This is a genomic window from Aeromonas diversa CDC 2478-85, assembly GCF_000819805.1.
GTDB classification, from domain to species: domain Bacteria; phylum Pseudomonadota; class Gammaproteobacteria; order Enterobacterales; family Aeromonadaceae; genus Aeromonas; species Aeromonas diversa.
On sequence record NZ_CDCE01000009.1, the window covers coordinates 44585 to 58959 of the forward strand.

At 61.0% G+C, this 14375-nt stretch carries 11 protein-coding genes and 1 rRNA gene; 6 read left to right on the plus strand and 6 right to left on the minus strand.

All coding sequences use genetic code 11. The features are described 5' to 3' along the window. The first annotated feature begins 10 nt into the window (after positions 1 to 10). Positions 11 to 1207 (plus strand): multidrug efflux MFS transporter MdtH, encoded by a 1197-nt coding sequence (gene mdtH, locus BN1121_RS01750; protein ID WP_005356141.1) that lies wholly within the window; start codon positions 11 to 13, stop codon positions 1205 to 1207. Between the two features lie 79 nt (positions 1208 to 1286). Here mdtH and BN1121_RS01755 read toward each other — a convergent pair whose 3' ends face one another. The 3 genes from BN1121_RS01755 to aspA all read right to left on the minus strand — a co-directional run bounded on the left by BN1121_RS01755 (position 1287) and on the right by aspA (position 5485). Beyond that, the gene (locus BN1121_RS01755) at positions 1287 to 2372 is read right to left on the minus strand and encodes a porin (protein ID WP_005356143.1); all 1086 of its coding nucleotides are present in this window, start codon (positions 2370 to 2372) and stop codon (positions 1287 to 1289) included. A 228-nt stretch (positions 2373 to 2600) separates the two neighbouring features. Continuing rightward, positions 2601 to 3920 carry an anaerobic C4-dicarboxylate transporter gene (locus tag BN1121_RS01760; RefSeq protein ID WP_005356146.1) on the minus strand — a complete coding sequence of 440 codons (1320 nt, stop codon included), beginning with the start codon at positions 3918 to 3920 and terminating at the stop codon, positions 2601 to 2603. A gap of 125 nt (positions 3921 to 4045) precedes the next feature. Then, complete coding sequence (aspA, locus tag BN1121_RS01765; RefSeq protein ID WP_005356149.1) at positions 4046 to 5485, minus strand: aspartate ammonia-lyase; 1440 nt, start codon at positions 5483 to 5485, stop codon at positions 4046 to 4048. A gap of 343 nt (positions 5486 to 5828) precedes the next feature. Here aspA and BN1121_RS01770 point away from each other — a divergent pair, with 343 nt between their 5' ends. Beyond that, complete coding sequence (locus BN1121_RS01770; RefSeq protein ID WP_005356152.1) at positions 5829 to 6266, plus strand: FxsA family protein; 438 nt, start codon at positions 5829 to 5831, stop codon at positions 6264 to 6266. A 42-nt stretch (positions 6267 to 6308) separates the two neighbouring features. On the opposite strand, the gene BN1121_RS01775 is transcribed toward BN1121_RS01770, so the two are convergent. Further along, positions 6309 to 7604, minus strand: coding sequence for an MATE family efflux transporter (locus BN1121_RS01775; protein ID WP_081606458.1), 1296 nt, complete (start codon positions 7602 to 7604; stop codon positions 6309 to 6311). Positions 7605 to 7847: 243 nt separating this feature from the next. Here BN1121_RS01775 and BN1121_RS01780 point away from each other — a divergent pair, with 243 nt between their 5' ends. From BN1121_RS01780 to BN1121_RS01790, 3 genes are all read left to right on the plus strand, one after another. After that, positions 7848 to 8141, plus strand: a complete 294-nt coding sequence (locus tag BN1121_RS01780) for a co-chaperone GroES (protein WP_005356158.1) — start codon at positions 7848 to 7850, stop codon at positions 8139 to 8141. Positions 8142 to 8180: 39 nt separating this feature from the next. Further along, a complete protein-coding gene (gene groL / locus BN1121_RS01785) occupies positions 8181 to 9818 on the plus strand; it encodes a chaperonin GroEL (protein WP_005356159.1) in 1638 nt (545 codons plus the stop codon). Positions 9819 to 9959: 141 nt separating this feature from the next. Next, positions 9960 to 10145 (plus strand): hypothetical protein, encoded by a 186-nt coding sequence (locus tag BN1121_RS01790; protein WP_005356162.1) that lies wholly within the window; start codon positions 9960 to 9962, stop codon positions 10143 to 10145. A 53-nt stretch (positions 10146 to 10198) separates the two neighbouring features. Here BN1121_RS01790 and rluA read toward each other — a convergent pair whose 3' ends face one another. Together rluA and rapA are read right to left on the minus strand one after the other, a co-directional pair. Further along, complete coding sequence (gene rluA, locus BN1121_RS01795; protein ID WP_005356165.1) at positions 10199 to 10858, minus strand: bifunctional tRNA pseudouridine(32) synthase/23S rRNA pseudouridine(746) synthase RluA; 660 nt, start codon at positions 10856 to 10858, stop codon at positions 10199 to 10201. A gap of 17 nt (positions 10859 to 10875) precedes the next feature. Further along, complete coding sequence (rapA, locus tag BN1121_RS01800; protein WP_043597052.1) at positions 10876 to 13743, minus strand: RNA polymerase-associated protein RapA; 2868 nt, start codon at positions 13741 to 13743, stop codon at positions 10876 to 10878. A 517-nt stretch (positions 13744 to 14260) separates the two neighbouring features. Here rapA and BN1121_RS01805 point away from each other — a divergent pair. Next, positions 14261 to 14375, plus strand: a 16S ribosomal RNA gene (locus BN1121_RS01805); the annotation flags it as partial.

Sequence of the window (14375 nt, forward strand, 5' to 3'; positions counted from 1 at the left end):
AGAGGGTGTCATGGTCGATAGGGCAAGATATTGGGGGCGCTGGTTTCTGGCGCTGGATACGACGCTGGTTATCTTGGGATTTTTCGTGGTGATGCCCATGATCAGCCTGCGTTTCGTGGACCAACTGGGCTGGGCCGCGGGGCTGGTCGGGTTGGCGCTTGGCCTGCGCCAACTGACCCAGCAGGGACTCGGCATCTTCGGCGGTTCCCTGGCCGACCGCTTCGGCGCCAGGCCACTCATCGTCAGCGGCATGTTGCTGCGGGCCGCCGGCTTCTTCTCTCTGGCCTGGGCCGAGAGCGGCGCCATGCTGATCTTCTCCTGCTTCCTCTCAGGTCTCGGTGGCTGTCTGTTCGACCCGCCGCGTGCCGCCCTGGTCATCAAGTTCACCCGGCCGCGTCAGCGTGGTCGTTTCATCTCGCTGCTGATGATGCTGGAGAGCGCCGGCGCCGTGGTGGGGGCCCTGCTCGGCAGCTGGCTGCTGCGCTTCGATTTCACCTATGTCTGCCTGCTGGGTGGGGGCCTCTTTCTGCTGGCTGCCCTGTGCAACGCCCTCCTTTTGCCCGCCTACCGCCTCTCGGTCAAGCCGACGCCAATCTGGGAAGGGTTGGGGCAGGTCCTGGCGGATCGCGCCTTCTGTCGCCTGGTGCTGGTGCTCAGCGGTTACTACATGATGTGGGTGCAGATGATGCTCATCTTTCCCATCCTGGTTAAACAGTTGGCCGGCAGCACCACGGCGGTGGGGTGGATGTATACCCTGGAGAGCGCCCTCTCCCTGCTCCTGCTCTACCCCATCGCCAGGTTCAGTGAGCGGCGCTACCGGCTGGAGACCCGGCTGATGGCCGGCGTGCTGCTGATGACCGCAGGCATCGGCCTGGTGGCCTTCGTCAACACCCTGACCGGTGTCTTCGTGCTGCTTGGTTGCTTCTATCTGGGCATCATCATCGCCGAGCCGGCGCGGGAAACCCTGATGACGCGGCTGGCCAATCCGGCGGCGCGTGGCAGCTATATGGGCTTTAGTCGGTTGGGGCTGGCGCTGGGGGGCATGAGCGGATATGTGGGGGGCGGTGCCCTCTATGATCACGCCACCAGACTGGGCGAGCCGGCCTTGCCCTGGCTGGTGTTGGGGACCATAGGTGCCGTCACCTTGCTGCTGTTGGTCCGCTGTTTTGCCCGTCGCCCCGAGCTGCGGGCCCGGGCGCTGGCCTGAGGCAATAAAAAGCCGGTCCACGAGGGACCGGCAAAAAAGAAAACAGTAGGCATGGTGCTGCTTTCGCAGCGAGGACAACTTAGAAGTTGTATTGCAGGGCCACGGCGACCACGTCGTCGGTGTTCTGACCCAGTTTGCTGGTACCGGATACGGCGCCGTCGTCCAGCAGGTTGACCTTGTAATCAACGTACATGTTGAAGTTGTCGGTGAAGTTGTACCAGGCACCGATGGAGACGTACTCGGTATAGGTATCATCGATGCCGCGTGCATCGTCTTTCACGTCGGTACGCAGGTAGGCCAGAGACGGCTTGAACTTGCCGATGCTGTACTGGGCAACGGCTTCGTAGCCATCGTGCTTGTCGGCGTAGCCGTTCTCAACGAACAGGTGGTTTTCACCGTGGGCATAGGTTGCGGCCAGGTAGAGGTCACCGGCCGCGTACTTGATGCCGGCACCGTACAGTCTGGCATCGGAGTCACCACCGAAGGCGGCGTAACGCGCCTGCTCGTCGGTCTTGCCAGCCTGGTTGTAGGCGGCGGAGAGACCCAGACCCATGTCGAAGTCGTAGGAGGCGGCAACGGCAAAGCCTTCCTTGGAGCCCTTCTTGTTCCAGATGCTTTGGCCCAGAACCTTGAAGTCGGAGCGATCGGCATTCTGCGGATCGTTGTTACCGGTGAACTGGGCGCCCAGGGTCAGGCCATTGTAGGTGTAGAGGTACTGGGCCAGGCCGTTGGTACGGCCGGTACCGAACACCTCGGTGCCCTTGCCCAGACCGTCACCACCCCACTCGGGCAGCACGTCGGTGTAGTCGTTCACGATGCGGAACAGACCGTCCTGACGACCGTAGCTGAAGGCGCCGAAGCGATCGTGCTTGATGCCAGCATAGGCATAACGCAGCTCGTCGTTGTCGGAGCCGGAGGTCGGCAGGTTGTACTCGACGAAGCCGAAGGCCTTCATTTCGGGGGCGATCTTGGTCTCACCGCGCATGTTCACACGGAAGTAGCTCTGATCACCTTCGGCGCCGTTGTCATCGGTGCCATAGTACATGCCCTGGGCACGGCCACCGATGTCGAGTTTGGTGTCGTTCTGGTCATAAACGGTGGCAGCCTGGGCGGTACCGGCCAGCAACAGGCTGGAGATGGCGATCTTCAGTGCAGTGTATTTCATAGTTTTAATCCTCTGATATCAACACTCAACAGACCTGTGCTCGGTCCGGGTGATCGGTGTTTCCGATGAGAGGACGATATACCGCCAAAGCTTGACTGAAGCTTAAAGAGTTGGTGATTAATAAGGCTGAACCGGAACGTAACGGCAGAATGTTGCGGTGTTTTGTGATATGGCTCGCAAAAAAAACGGCCCGCACGATGGCGGGCCGTTTTTCATTCTGGGGCGAGCTTACAGCATGATGCCGCCGAAGAAGAAGCCCAGCGCCACGGCCATGGCGATGGTGGCCACACCCGGTACGAAGAAGGGGTGGTTGAACACCGCCTTGCCGATACGGGTAGAGCCGGTGTCGTCCATTTCGACCGCGGCCAGCAGGGTCGGGTAGGTCGGCAGCACGAACAGGGCGCTCACGGCGGCGAAGGAGGCAATCGCGGTCAGCGGGCTGACGCCCAGCGCCAGGGCGGCCGGCATCAGTGCCTTGGTGGTGGCGCCCTGGGAGTAGAGCAGCATGGCGGCGAAGAACAGCACCACGGCCAGCAGCCAGGAGTACTGGTTCAGCAGGTCGCCGGCGATGAGCTGGATGGTGTCCATGTTGCCCTTCACGAAGACGTTACCCAGCCAGGCCACACCCAGCACGCAGATACAGGCGGACATACCGGACTTGAAGGTCGGCATGTTGGTGACCTGGGTCACGTCCAGCTTGCACACCAGGGTCATGATGGTGGCCGCGGCCAGCATGATGCCCATGATGGCGCCATCGCGGGGGATCGGCGGGTTGGCGATCAGGCCCACCTTGCCGGAGATGGCGGTGGCATAGGCCATGACGGCGACGATGGCGGCGACAAAGATCCACACCGACAGCTTGGCGTAGGGTTTGATTTCAAGCTGGGTGGCGCCACGCAGCTTGATGAGCCCCTTGGCCTTGCGCTCCAGATAGACTTCGTCCTGGTCCAGCGGCTTGCCCAGCATATTGGCGACGAAGGCACCCAGGATGCAGGCAATGAAGGTGGACGGGATGCAGATGGCCAGCAGGGTCAGGTAGTCCACGCCCAGCGGCTCCAGCATGCCGGAGAAGGCGACCACGGCGGCGGAGATCGGTGAGGCCGTGATGGCGATCTGGGAGGCGACGACCGCGATAGAGAGCGGGCGGGAGGGGCGGATGCCCTGCTCCTTGGCCACTTCGGCGATCACCGGCAGGGTGGAGAAGGCGGTGTGACCGGTACCGGCCAGCATGGTCATCAGATAGGTGACCACAGGGGCGGCGAAGGTGATGTATTTGGGGTTCTTGCGCAGGGCCTTCTCGGCCAGATGCACCAGATAGTCCATCCCGCCGGCCAGCTGCATGCAGGCGATGGCGCAGATGACGGACGCGATGATCATGATCACGTCCCAGGGGATGTAGGAGACCAGCTGGTCACTCGGGATCTGCACCCCAAGGCCCCAGGTCAGGACCAACACACCCAGACCACCGGCGAAGCCGATGCCGATGCTGCCTATCCGGGCCCCCAGATAGATAGCGGCGAGCACTACCAGTAACTCAATGCCAATCATGGTTAACTCCATTTTTTAGTTTTTGGTGACGCTGTGTGCTTGAAAAAGCCGATTCCCGAGTCATCTGGGTGCAGATCGCTCGGGAAGAGGCTTTATGGGGCGGGCATGCCCGCCCCATGACAGAGTTATGCCTGCTCGCGAGTGAAGCGCTTGGCTTTGTATTGCGGGTTCATCAGGTTCTCGATGGAGAGGATCTCGTCGAGCTGCTCGGCGGTCAGCAGGCCGCGTTCCAGCACCACTTCACGGACGTTCTTGCCGGTCTGGGCGCAGATCTTGCCGACGATGTCCCCTTCGTGGTGACCGATGAAGGGGTTCAGATAGGTCACGATGCCGATGGAGTTGAGCACGTGGTTGCGGCAGATCTCCGGATTGGCGGTGATCCCTTCCACGCACTTCTCACGCAGAGAGATACAGGCCTTCTCCATCAGGCTCAGGGATTCGAACATGGCCTGGGCGATCACCGGTTCCATCACGTTCAGCTGCAGCTGACCGGCTTCGGCGGCGAAGGTGATGGTCACGTCGTTACCAAACACCTTGAAGCAGGACTGGTTCACCACCTCGGGGATAACCGGGTTGACCTTGGCCGGCATGATGGAGGAGCCAGCCTGCATCTCCGGCAGGTTGATCTCTTTGAGTGCGGTACGCGGACCGGAGGAGAGCAGACGCAGATCGTTACAGATCTTGGAGAGCTTCATGGCCAGACGCTTGACCGCGCCGTGCAGCATCACATAGGCGCCGCAGTCGGAGGTCGCCTCGATCAGATCCTCGGCCGGTACATAGGCGCGACCGGTGATCTCGGCCAGGCGCTGAATGGCCAGTTGGGAGTACTCGGGCGGGGTGTTCAGGCCGGTACCGATGGCGGTGGCGCCCAGGTTCACTTCCAGCAGCAGCTCCTGGCAACGCTTGATGGTCTTGATCTCTTCGCGCAGGGTGACGGCGAAGGCGTGGAACTCCTGACCCAGGGTCATGGGCACGGCGTCTTGCAGCTGGGTACGACCCATCTTCAGGATGCTCTTGAACTCGGCAGCCTTGGCATCGAAGGCGGCGATCAGATGCTCGAGGGCATGCAGGGTGGTGTCAGTGCTGTCGACCACGGCGACGCGGAAACCGGTCGGGTAGGCATCGTTGGTGGACTGGCACTTGTTGACGTGGTCGTTGGGGTTGATGACGTCGTAGCGACCCTTCTCAAGGCCCATCAGCTCGAGGGCGATGTTGGCCAGCACCTCGTTGGTGTTCATGTTGACGGAGGTACCGGCGCCGCCCTGGAATACGTCGATCGGGAACTGATCGAAACACTTGCCGGTGTTGAGCATGACATCACAGGCTTCGACGATCTTGTCGGCGATCTCGGGGCGGATGGTGCCCAGCTCGCCGTTGGCGAGGGCAGCGGCTTTCTTGGTCAGCACCATGCCGCGAACGAAGGCGGGAACATCGGAAATTTTCTGAGAGCTGATCTTGAAGTTCTCAATGGCACGCAGGGTATGCACGCCGTAGTAAACGTCATTGGAAACTTCTTTGGTGCCCAGCAGGTCTTCTTCAATGCGGACGTTCTTGTTGTCGCTCATTGTGTTGCCTCAGAAATCAAAACAGATTGAACATTCCTCACAATGCGATGCGAGTTCCATGCGCAATTGTCATCCTGAAGCGTTGCACATCGTGTAGGGGCGCAGGGCGATGCCCTGAAAACTGACAATAATATTATCTCATTGTGGGTAGCTCAAATCAGACGCAGATCACTAAATTTAAAGTTTTCAAAAAAATAAATAACTGCCATTTGCCAGAATGGCCATGTTATCTAAACGATTTTCTATGCATTACAGTGAGGTGTTGAGTGTGAGCCGAGACTTGAAAAAGGGTCATCACACCCCCATTTAAGTTGGATACGAGTCAAAAGCGACAGAGGTCATCATGGGTAAACTGTTTTTCGGGCTGGTGGGTCTGGCCCTGTTGGAGATGACGGTGCTCATCCAGGTCGGCTCCGTCATCGGTGCCCTGCCCACGGTGGCCCTGGTGGTGCTGACCGCTCTGGTCGGTACCTCGCTGGTGCGCTCTCAGGGACTGCGTACCCTGATGGGGGCCCAACACAAGATGCAGCTGGGTGAGCTGCCTGGCCGCGAGATGATGAGCGGTATCATGTTGGCCCTGGCGGGACTGCTGCTAATCATCCCCGGTTTTGTCACCGACATAGTGGCCGTACTGCTGTTGCAGCCGACGTTGCGCAACCGGATTGCCGACAAGCTGATGGGCTCGGGCCGTTTCGTGGTCAAGGGCCCCTTCGATGCAGGCGCCGGGCGTCCCGCGTCGGATGGTCGCACCCTAGAGGGTGAGTACGAGCGAAAGGATTGAGTGCGTCGATAACAGAGGGGGCCGTGAGGCCCCCTTCTCATTTCAGGGGGTCTTGAGGCGGCAGAGGGCCTCGAACCGGTGGGCACCAAACAGATAGGCCAGCGTGCCCGCCAGCAGGTTGGCCAGCAGCATGCCGAGGAAGATGCCCTCTATCCCCTGTGCCGAGCCGAACCAGGCCAGAGGTAGCAAGAGCCCAAACAGGCGCAGGCCGTTGAAGAGCAGGGCGACGGCGGAGGCGCGCACTCCGTTGAGGGCGGAGGCCAGCAGCATCACCAGAGCCTGGCAGCCATATCCCAGCGGAACCAGATGGAGGTAACGGGTCATGGTCTCGACGACGGTTGGGCTCTCGCTAAAGAGGGTGGCCACCCAGGGGGCGACCAGCCAGACGACCGCATAGAGAGCGAGCTGGAACAGCAGCGCGAAGCGCATCGTCAGCATCAGGGCCGCATGGGCTCGCTGCGGGTTACCGGCCCCGGTGTTCTGCGACACGAAGGGGGCCAGGACCGAGGAGAGCGCCATCATGACGATGAGTAGCAGGGCCTCGACCCGCGATGCGGCGCCATAGGCGGCCACCACCTCGGTACCTAGCCCGGCGAAGATCATCATCAACAGGGCGTTGGCCAGCGGGTTGAGCATGTTGGTGAAGGCGGCCGGCAGGGCCACATGTAAGACGGCCTGCCAGTGCGTTTTCAGCCTTGGCCAGGGGGAGAGGGTGAGCAGCAGCAGGCGATCGCGCCGGTAGAGGATGCGCAGGCTCACCAGCATGGCCATCAGCCAGGAGAGCGAGGTGGCGATGGCCGCCCCCTTGATGCCGAGGGCCGGCACCGGACCCCAGCCGAAGATAAGCAGGGGATCGAGCAGGCCGTTGACCAGCCCGGCCACCGCCATCACCAGGCTGGGGGTCTTGGTATCGCCGGTGGCCCGGGTGGCGGCATTGCCCACCATGGGCAGCGCCAGCAGGGGAACCGTCAGATACCAGATCAGCATGTAGTCGTGGATCAGGGCGATCAACTGGTCACTGGCCCCCAGCAGACGAAACAGGGGGTCTATGGTGGCGGCGCCCAGTAGCGACAGGCTGCTCACCATCAAGAGCGTCAGCAGCAGGGCATCGGTGGTGAAACGGGCGGCTTCGTCGTGGCGCCCCTGGCCCAGGGTATGGCCAAGCACGGCAGAGAGACCGGCCCCCAGCCCCATGATGAGGGAGGTGACCACGAAGGTGACCGGAAAGGTGAAACTGACCGCCGCCAGCGCCTCGGTGCCCAGCAGACCGATGAAGAAGGTATCGATCAGGTTGAAGGCCAGGATGGCCACTATGCCGACGATCATGGGGCCCGTCATGCGTGCCAGCAGGGCGGGGATCGGGGCGTGGTGAAGTGGGTTGGGGGCGTGCACGGCGTCTCTCTTTGCAGGCGGGCCGCCGGGGCGGTTCGATAAAGAGAGTTCAATAGTACGTGAAAAAATTTTTTTTGTATCGCCCCTTGAAGGCAGGGCTTGAGCCCCCACATCTGGGAATATCAACGCTTTGGCCAGGTATGGCCATGTTAACGAAACAAGAGAAAACTCATTTTGGGAGAGTTATCGATGAAAATTCGTCCACTGCATGACCGTGTCATCATCAAGCGCATCGAAGCCGAAGCCAAGTCTGCCGGCGGCATCGTGCTGACTGGTACTGCGGCCCAGAAGTCCACTCGTGGCGAAGTTCTGGCCGTGGGCACTGGTCGAATCCTGGATAACGGCGAAGTGAAGCCGCTGGCCGTCAAGGTGGGTGACAAGGTGATCTTTAACGAAGGCTACGGTGTGAAGACCGAGAAGCTGGATGGTCAGGAGGTGCTGATCCTCTCCGAGACCGACATCCTGGCGATCGTCGAAGAGTAATCTCACCCTAACCCGTTTCATTGATAAGGATTGAACAAGATGGCTGCTAAAGACGTTAAATTTGGTAACGACGCTCGCGTAAAAATGCTGGACGGGGTCAACATCCTGGCCGATGCGGTCAAGGTGACCCTGGGTCCGAAGGGCCGTAACGTGGTGCTGGACAAGTCCTTCGGTGCCCCGACCATCACCAAGGACGGCGTCTCCGTCGCTCGTGAGATCGAGCTGGAAGACAAGTTCATGAACATGGGCGCCCAGATGGTCAAGGAAGTCGCTTCCAAGGCCAACGACGCCGCCGGTGACGGCACCACCACCGCCACCGTACTGGCTCAATCCATCGTCAACGAAGGCCTGAAGGCGGTCGCCGCCGGCATGAACCCGATGGATCTGAAGCGCGGTATCGACAAGGCCGTTGCCGCTGCCGTCACCGAGCTGCAAGCCCTGTCCACCCCGTGCGCCGACAACAACGCCATCGCCCAGGTAGGCACCATTTCCGCCAACTCCGACGAGAAGGTGGGCAAGCTGATTGCCGAAGCCATGGACAAGGTGGGTCGTGACGGCGTCATCACAGTTGAAGACGGTCAGGCTCTGGAAGACGAGCTGGCTGTGGTCGAGGGTATGCAGTTCGATCGCGGTTACCTGTCTCCTTACTTCATCAACAAGCCGGAAGCCGGTGCCGTCGAGCTGGACGACCCCTTCATCCTGCTGGTTGACAAGAAGGTCTCCAACATCCGCGAAATGCTGCCGGTACTGGAAGGCGTGGCCAAGTCTGGCAAGCCGCTGGTGATCGTGGCCGAAGATGTGGAAGGCGAAGCCCTGGCTACCCTGGTGGTCAACACCATGCGCGGTATCGTCAAGGTTGCTGCCGTCAAGGCGCCGGGCTTCGGTGACCGTCGCAAGGCCATGCTGCAGGATATCGCCATCCTGACCGGTGGTACCGTCATCTCCGAAGAAGTCGGTATGGAGCTGGAGAAGGCAGCCCTGGAAGATCTGGGTCGTGCCAAGCGCATCGTCATCACCAAGGAAAACACCACCATCATCGATGGCGTGGGTGAAGCCGCCGCGATCGAGGCCCGCGTTGCCCAGATCCGTCAGCAGATCGAAGAGACCTCTTCCGATTACGACCGTGAGAAGCTGCAAGAGCGCGTGGCCAAGCTGGCCGGCGGTGTTGCCGTGATCAAGGTGGGCGCTGCCACCGAAGTCGAAATGAAAGAGAAGAAGGCCCGTGTGGAAGACGCCCTGCACGCAACCCGCGCCGCCGTTGAGGAAGGTGTGGTTGCCGGTGGTGGTGTCGCCCTGATCCGCGTGGCAGCCAAGCTGGTTGACCTGCGTGGCGACAACGAAGACCAGAACGTGGGTATCAAGGTTGCCCTGCGCGCCATGGAGTCCCCCCTGCGTCAGATCGTCACCAACGCCGGCGAAGAAGCCTCCGTCGTGGCCAACAACGTCAAGGCCGGTGAAGGCAACTTCGGTTACAACGCCTACTCCGAGCAGTACGGCGACATGCTGGAGATGGGTATCCTGGATCCGACCAAGGTAACCCGCTCCGCCCTGCAATTCGCGGCCTCTATCGCCGGCCTGATGATCACCACCGAGTGCATGGTGACCGAGCTGCCGAAGAAAGATGCCCCGGCCATGCCGGACATGGGCGGCATGGGTGGCATGGGCGGCATGATGTAAGCCTTCCCCCCCTGCTTGACGAAGGGCCCGTGAGGGCCCTTTCTTTTTGCGACAGGAATAGCACTTTGCGGTGATAGGCCAGAAAAATAGGTCATGATTTGCCCCGACAGGCCGATAATGGTGTTGGACAGGAGGTAAACTATGGAAATTTCCGGATCCGGTTCTGCCAACTATGGCCAGGCTATCCTTGCGGCTAGCCTGGCCAAGAAACAGCAACAGCAAGAAGGGCAGGCTGCTCTGGAGTTGTTGCAGACTGCATCCAAGTCTGCTCCCGCTCCTCAGTCCGCCGGCGGTTCGCTGGGCAGCAACATCGACATTCGTGTCTGATGCTACAAAACAAAAGCCTCGGCAGATGCCGAGGCTTTTTTTATGGATGCGATTCAGAGCGCAAAGGGCGCCGGCGCCTCGAAGGCGATACGCTCGCCGCTGCGCGGGTGGCTTATCTCGAGGCGCGCCGCATGCAAATAGAGGTGCGGTGCGGCCGCCAGGGCCTCAGGGTGGGCGTAGAGGTTGTCCCCCAGAATGGGGTGACCCAGCTCCAGCATGTGGACCCGCAGTTGGTGTGAGCGCCCTGTGATGGGCGTCAGCTTCACCAGCGTGTTGCCATTCTCCACCCTCAGCTTCTGCCACAGGGTGAGGGCATGGCGCCCCTCCTCGAAGTCCACCTTCTGCTTGGGTCGGTTCGGCCAGTCGACGCACAGGGGCAGGTCGACCTGACCGCTCTCGTCTTTCATCTCACCCCACACCCAGGCCAGGTAGTGCTTGTCGGTCTCGCGCTCGCGAAACTGACGGCTCAGTTCCCGGTGGGCGTCGGGTGTGAGCGGTACCACGATGACACCACTGGTGGCCATGTCGAGACGATGGGACGCCGCCGCCCGTGGGAACCCCTCTTGCTGCACGCGCCACAGCACGCTGTCTTCGTAGTCGGCGCCACGGCCGGGGACGCTGAGCAGACCGGTTGGCTTGTTGACCACCATGATGTCGCGATCCTGATGCAGGATCTCGAGCCAGGGCTCCTTGGGCGGGTTGTAGTCGATCATCTCTCTCGCTCTGTCTGTTACTGGTGGGTGACCACGATGAAGCGGATGGCATCCAGCTTGAGCTGGGTCTGGTCAATCAGGTGGAGCAATTCTGCCTCCAACTGCTGCAGATAGGCCAGTTCGCTGTCGCGCACGTTGGGGTTGACCGCCTTGAGCTCGGTCAGGCGGGCCAGCTCTTGCTGCAGGGTGGCGACCATGCGGGCACGAGCGTCGGCGACGATCTGGGCCTTGAGCGGCTCGGCCAGCTCCTGCCCCTTGCCGATAAGGCCGTGGATCAGCGGCTGGGAAGTGGTCACCAGCTTGCTGCCCAGGTGACGGTTGACCGGGGTCAGCTGACGGTTAAAGGTCTCGAAGGGTACCTTTTCACCCAGGTTGTTGCCGTTTTTGTCGAGCAGCAGGCGGATCGGGGTCGGCGGCATGAAGCGGTAGAGCTGGGGATGGCTGGCCGACTCGGCCACGAACACCAGCTCGAGCAGGGTCGAGCCGATGGGCAGCGCCTTGTTCTTCAGCAGGGCCACCGAGGTGGAGCCGATCTCGGAGCCGAGGATCAGATCGATACCGCCGCGCAGCATGGGGTGATCCCAGGAGACAAACGCCATGTCATCGCGCGACAGGGCGGTCTCCCGGTCGAAGGTAACCGTCATGCCGTCCTGGGGCAGGCCCGGGAAGCTGGGCACCAGCATATGGTCACCCGGGGTCAGCACCAGGGCGTTCTCGCCGCGGTCATCCTGGTTGATGCCGATCTCGTCGAACATCTTGAGGGCGAACGCCACCATGGCGGTGTCGTCGTCTTCGGCTGCCAGTTGTTCGACCAGGGCGCGCGCCTTGTCGCCACCGCTGGAGTGGATCTCGAGCAGGCGATCGCGGCCGGATTCCAGCTTGGCCCTGAGCGGCTCGTGAATGGCGCGGGTGCGCTCGAGCAGGGCATCGAGGGCCTCTTCGCCGTTGTCGTTGGCCGCCAGCAGGGTGAACAGCTCCTCGCGTACCGCCTCAAACACAGGGCGGGCGGTCGGACAGGTCTGCTCGAAGGCGTCGAGACCGGCGTGGTACCAGCGCAGCAGGGCATGCTGAGAGGTGCCCTCCAGATAAGGGACGTGGATCTCCACCGTGTTGCGCTGACCAATCCGGTCGAGACGGCCGATGCGCTGCTCCAGCAGATCCGGGTTGAGCGGCAGATCGAACAGCACTAGGTGGCTGGCGAACTGGAAGTTACGGCCCTCGGAGCCGATTTCGGAGCAGAGCAGCACCTGGGCTCCGCCCTCGTTCTGGGCGAAGTAGGCCGCGGCCTTGTCACGCTCGATGAGGGACATGCCTTCGTGAAACACGGCGGCGCGGATCCCCTCGCGGGTGCGCACGGCCTCTTCCAGTGCGATGGCGGTAGCGGCCTCGGAGCAGATCACCAGCACCTTCTGCTGGCGTGCCGAGAGCAGCAGCTCCAGCAACCAGTCGATACGCGGATCGAACTGGGTCCAGGTGCTGCTGTCACCTTCGAATTGCTGGAAGATCTTCTCGGGGTAGAGGTAGCGCAAGGCGCGGGTTTGCAGATCGCCGCCATTGCCGCCCATCATGCCCATCACCTTGATGGCGGTCTTGTACTGATCCGGCAAGGCCATGGGATAGACGTTGAGGTGGCGTTCCGGGAAGCCCTGGATGTTGGCGCGGCTGTTGCGGAACAGCACGCGGCCGGTACCGTGACGATCGAGCAGTTTCTCTACCGCCTGCTGGCGGCTGGCTGCATCGCTCAGATCAACCCCGTCGAGTTGTTCGGCCAGCAGGGAGCGGGCGGCGGCGTCGAGTTCTGCGCCGTCGAGCAGGGCCTGGGCGGCGCTGGCGATGGCGCCGTACTCTTGCTCCTCGGCGAGGAAGGCGTCGTAGTCGAAGAAGCGCTCCGGATCGAGCAGGCGCAGGCGGGCAAAGTGACTCTTGTGGCCTAGCTGATCCGGGGTTGCGGTGAGCAGCAGTACGCCGGGGACCTGCTCGGCCAGGGCCTCGACCATCTCGTAGGCACGACTCGGCGCCTCGGCGCTCCACTCTAGGTGATGAGCCTCATCCACGACCAGCAGGTCCCACTCCGCTTCCAGGATCTGCTCGAAGCGGCGACGCTTCTTGCGCAGGAAGTCGAGGCTGCACAATACCAGTTGTTCGGTTTCGAAGGGGTTCTCTGCCTCGGCAAAGGCCTCGACGCAGCGCTCTTCATCAAACAGGGAGAAGAAGAGGTTGAAGCGGCGCATCATCTCGACCAGCCACTGGTGTTGCAGGTTTTCTGGCAGCAGGATCAGCACTCGCTTGGCGCGGCCCGAGAGCAGCTGCTGGTGAATGACCATGCCCGCTTCTATGGTCTTGCCCAGTCCCACTTCATCGGCGAGTAGCACGCGTGGCGCGTGGCGATGACCCACCTCATGGGCGATATAGAGCTGGTGCGGGATCAGGCTGACGCGGCCGCCGGCCAGACCCCGGGTCGGGTTGAGGCGGCGCTGATGCTGGTTGATCAGGGATTCGTAGCGCAGGGTGAAGCGGGACATACGATCGATCTGTCCGGCAAACAGGCGATCTTGCGGTTTGTTGAACTTGATGAAGTTGCTGAGGAACACCTCTTTGAGCGCGACGGGCTCCTGGGTGTCGTTGCGAGTGCCTACATATATAAGCAGGCCTTCTTTCTCCTGCACCTGCTCGACCGTCATGACCCACTCTTCGTGGCTGGTCACCTGATCGCCTTCGTTGAAGCGGACCCGGGTCACCGGGGCATCTTCCTTGGCATACATACGGTTTTCACCGGTGGCGGGGAACAGCAGGGTTATCATGCGACCCTCGACGGCCACGACCGTCCCCAAACCGAGATCCGTCTCTGTATCGCTAATCCAACGTTGGCCAAGTGCAAAAGGCATCAAATTCTCCAAAGCCCGAGAGGTGTGTCGTAAAGGGGCGCTATGTTACCCGAAGGCCAAAAGCGGATCATCCATCACGAAGCGCTCTGTCAGTAAAAGGTAGAAGAGAAGCCGCGGACGCTGAAATGCGGCTATTTAGACCATTTTGGCGGTTTGTTGTGCAAACAAACCGTTAGGCGTGATTTTTCTCAAAGTTCCTATTGCCACGGCGCGCGAACTCCCTATAATGCGCCTCCATCGACAGGGCAACGCCGCCACAGCAGCGAGTCGGTCGATGTGAGAAAAAGCCTTGAAAAATAAGGCTTGACTCACCAGGCGGGAAGCGTAGAATGCCACTCCCGTTGCGATGCAAATCGCACTGTTCTTTAACAAATTGAATCAAGCAATCTGTGTGGGCACTCGCAGGATTGAAGCATCAAAAACAATTTTTGATATTTCAATGTCTGATGAAGTGACCAAGCAAGACTTCTTTTGAAGTCAGCAACAGTTAATTCAGCAATTCATTGAGCCCAAACTTAAATTGAAGAGTTTGATCATGGCTCAGATTGAACGCTGGCGGCAGGCCTAACACATGCAAGTCGAGCGGCAGCGGGAAGTAGCTTGCTACTTTGCCGGCGAGCGGCGGACGGGTG

What these genes read in the sequence shown, in the direction of transcription:
- mdtH (WP_005356141.1), top strand. Translation starts at nt 11, where the DNA reads ATGGTCGATAGGGCAAGATATTGGGGGCGCTGGTTTCTGGCGCTGGAT.
- BN1121_RS01770 (WP_005356152.1), top strand. Translation starts at nt 5,829, where the DNA reads ATGGGTAAACTGTTTTTCGGGCTGGTGGGTCTGGCCCTGTTGGAGATG.
- BN1121_RS01780 (WP_005356158.1), top strand. Translation starts at nt 7,848, where the DNA reads ATGAAAATTCGTCCACTGCATGACCGTGTCATCATCAAGCGCATCGAA.
- groL (WP_005356159.1), top strand. Translation starts at nt 8,181, where the DNA reads ATGGCTGCTAAAGACGTTAAATTTGGTAACGACGCTCGCGTAAAAATG.
- BN1121_RS01775 (WP_081606458.1), bottom strand. Translation starts at nt 7,604, where the DNA reads ATGACGGGCCCCATGATCGTCGGCATAGTGGCCATCCTGGCCTTCAAC.
- rluA (WP_005356165.1), bottom strand. Translation starts at nt 10,858, where the DNA reads ATGATCGACTACAACCCGCCCAAGGAGCCCTGGCTCGAGATCCTGCAT.
- aspA (WP_005356149.1), bottom strand. Translation starts at nt 5,485, where the DNA reads ATGAGCGACAACAAGAACGTCCGCATTGAAGAAGACCTGCTGGGCACC.
- BN1121_RS01790 (WP_005356162.1), top strand. Translation starts at nt 9,960, where the DNA reads ATGGAAATTTCCGGATCCGGTTCTGCCAACTATGGCCAGGCTATCCTT.
- BN1121_RS01755 (WP_005356143.1), bottom strand. Translation starts at nt 2,372, where the DNA reads ATGAAATACACTGCACTGAAGATCGCCATCTCCAGCCTGTTGCTGGCC.
- rapA (WP_043597052.1), bottom strand. Translation starts at nt 13,743, where the DNA reads ATGCCTTTTGCACTTGGCCAACGTTGGATTAGCGATACAGAGACGGAT.
- BN1121_RS01760 (WP_005356146.1), bottom strand. Translation starts at nt 3,920, where the DNA reads ATGATTGGCATTGAGTTACTGGTAGTGCTCGCCGCTATCTATCTGGGG.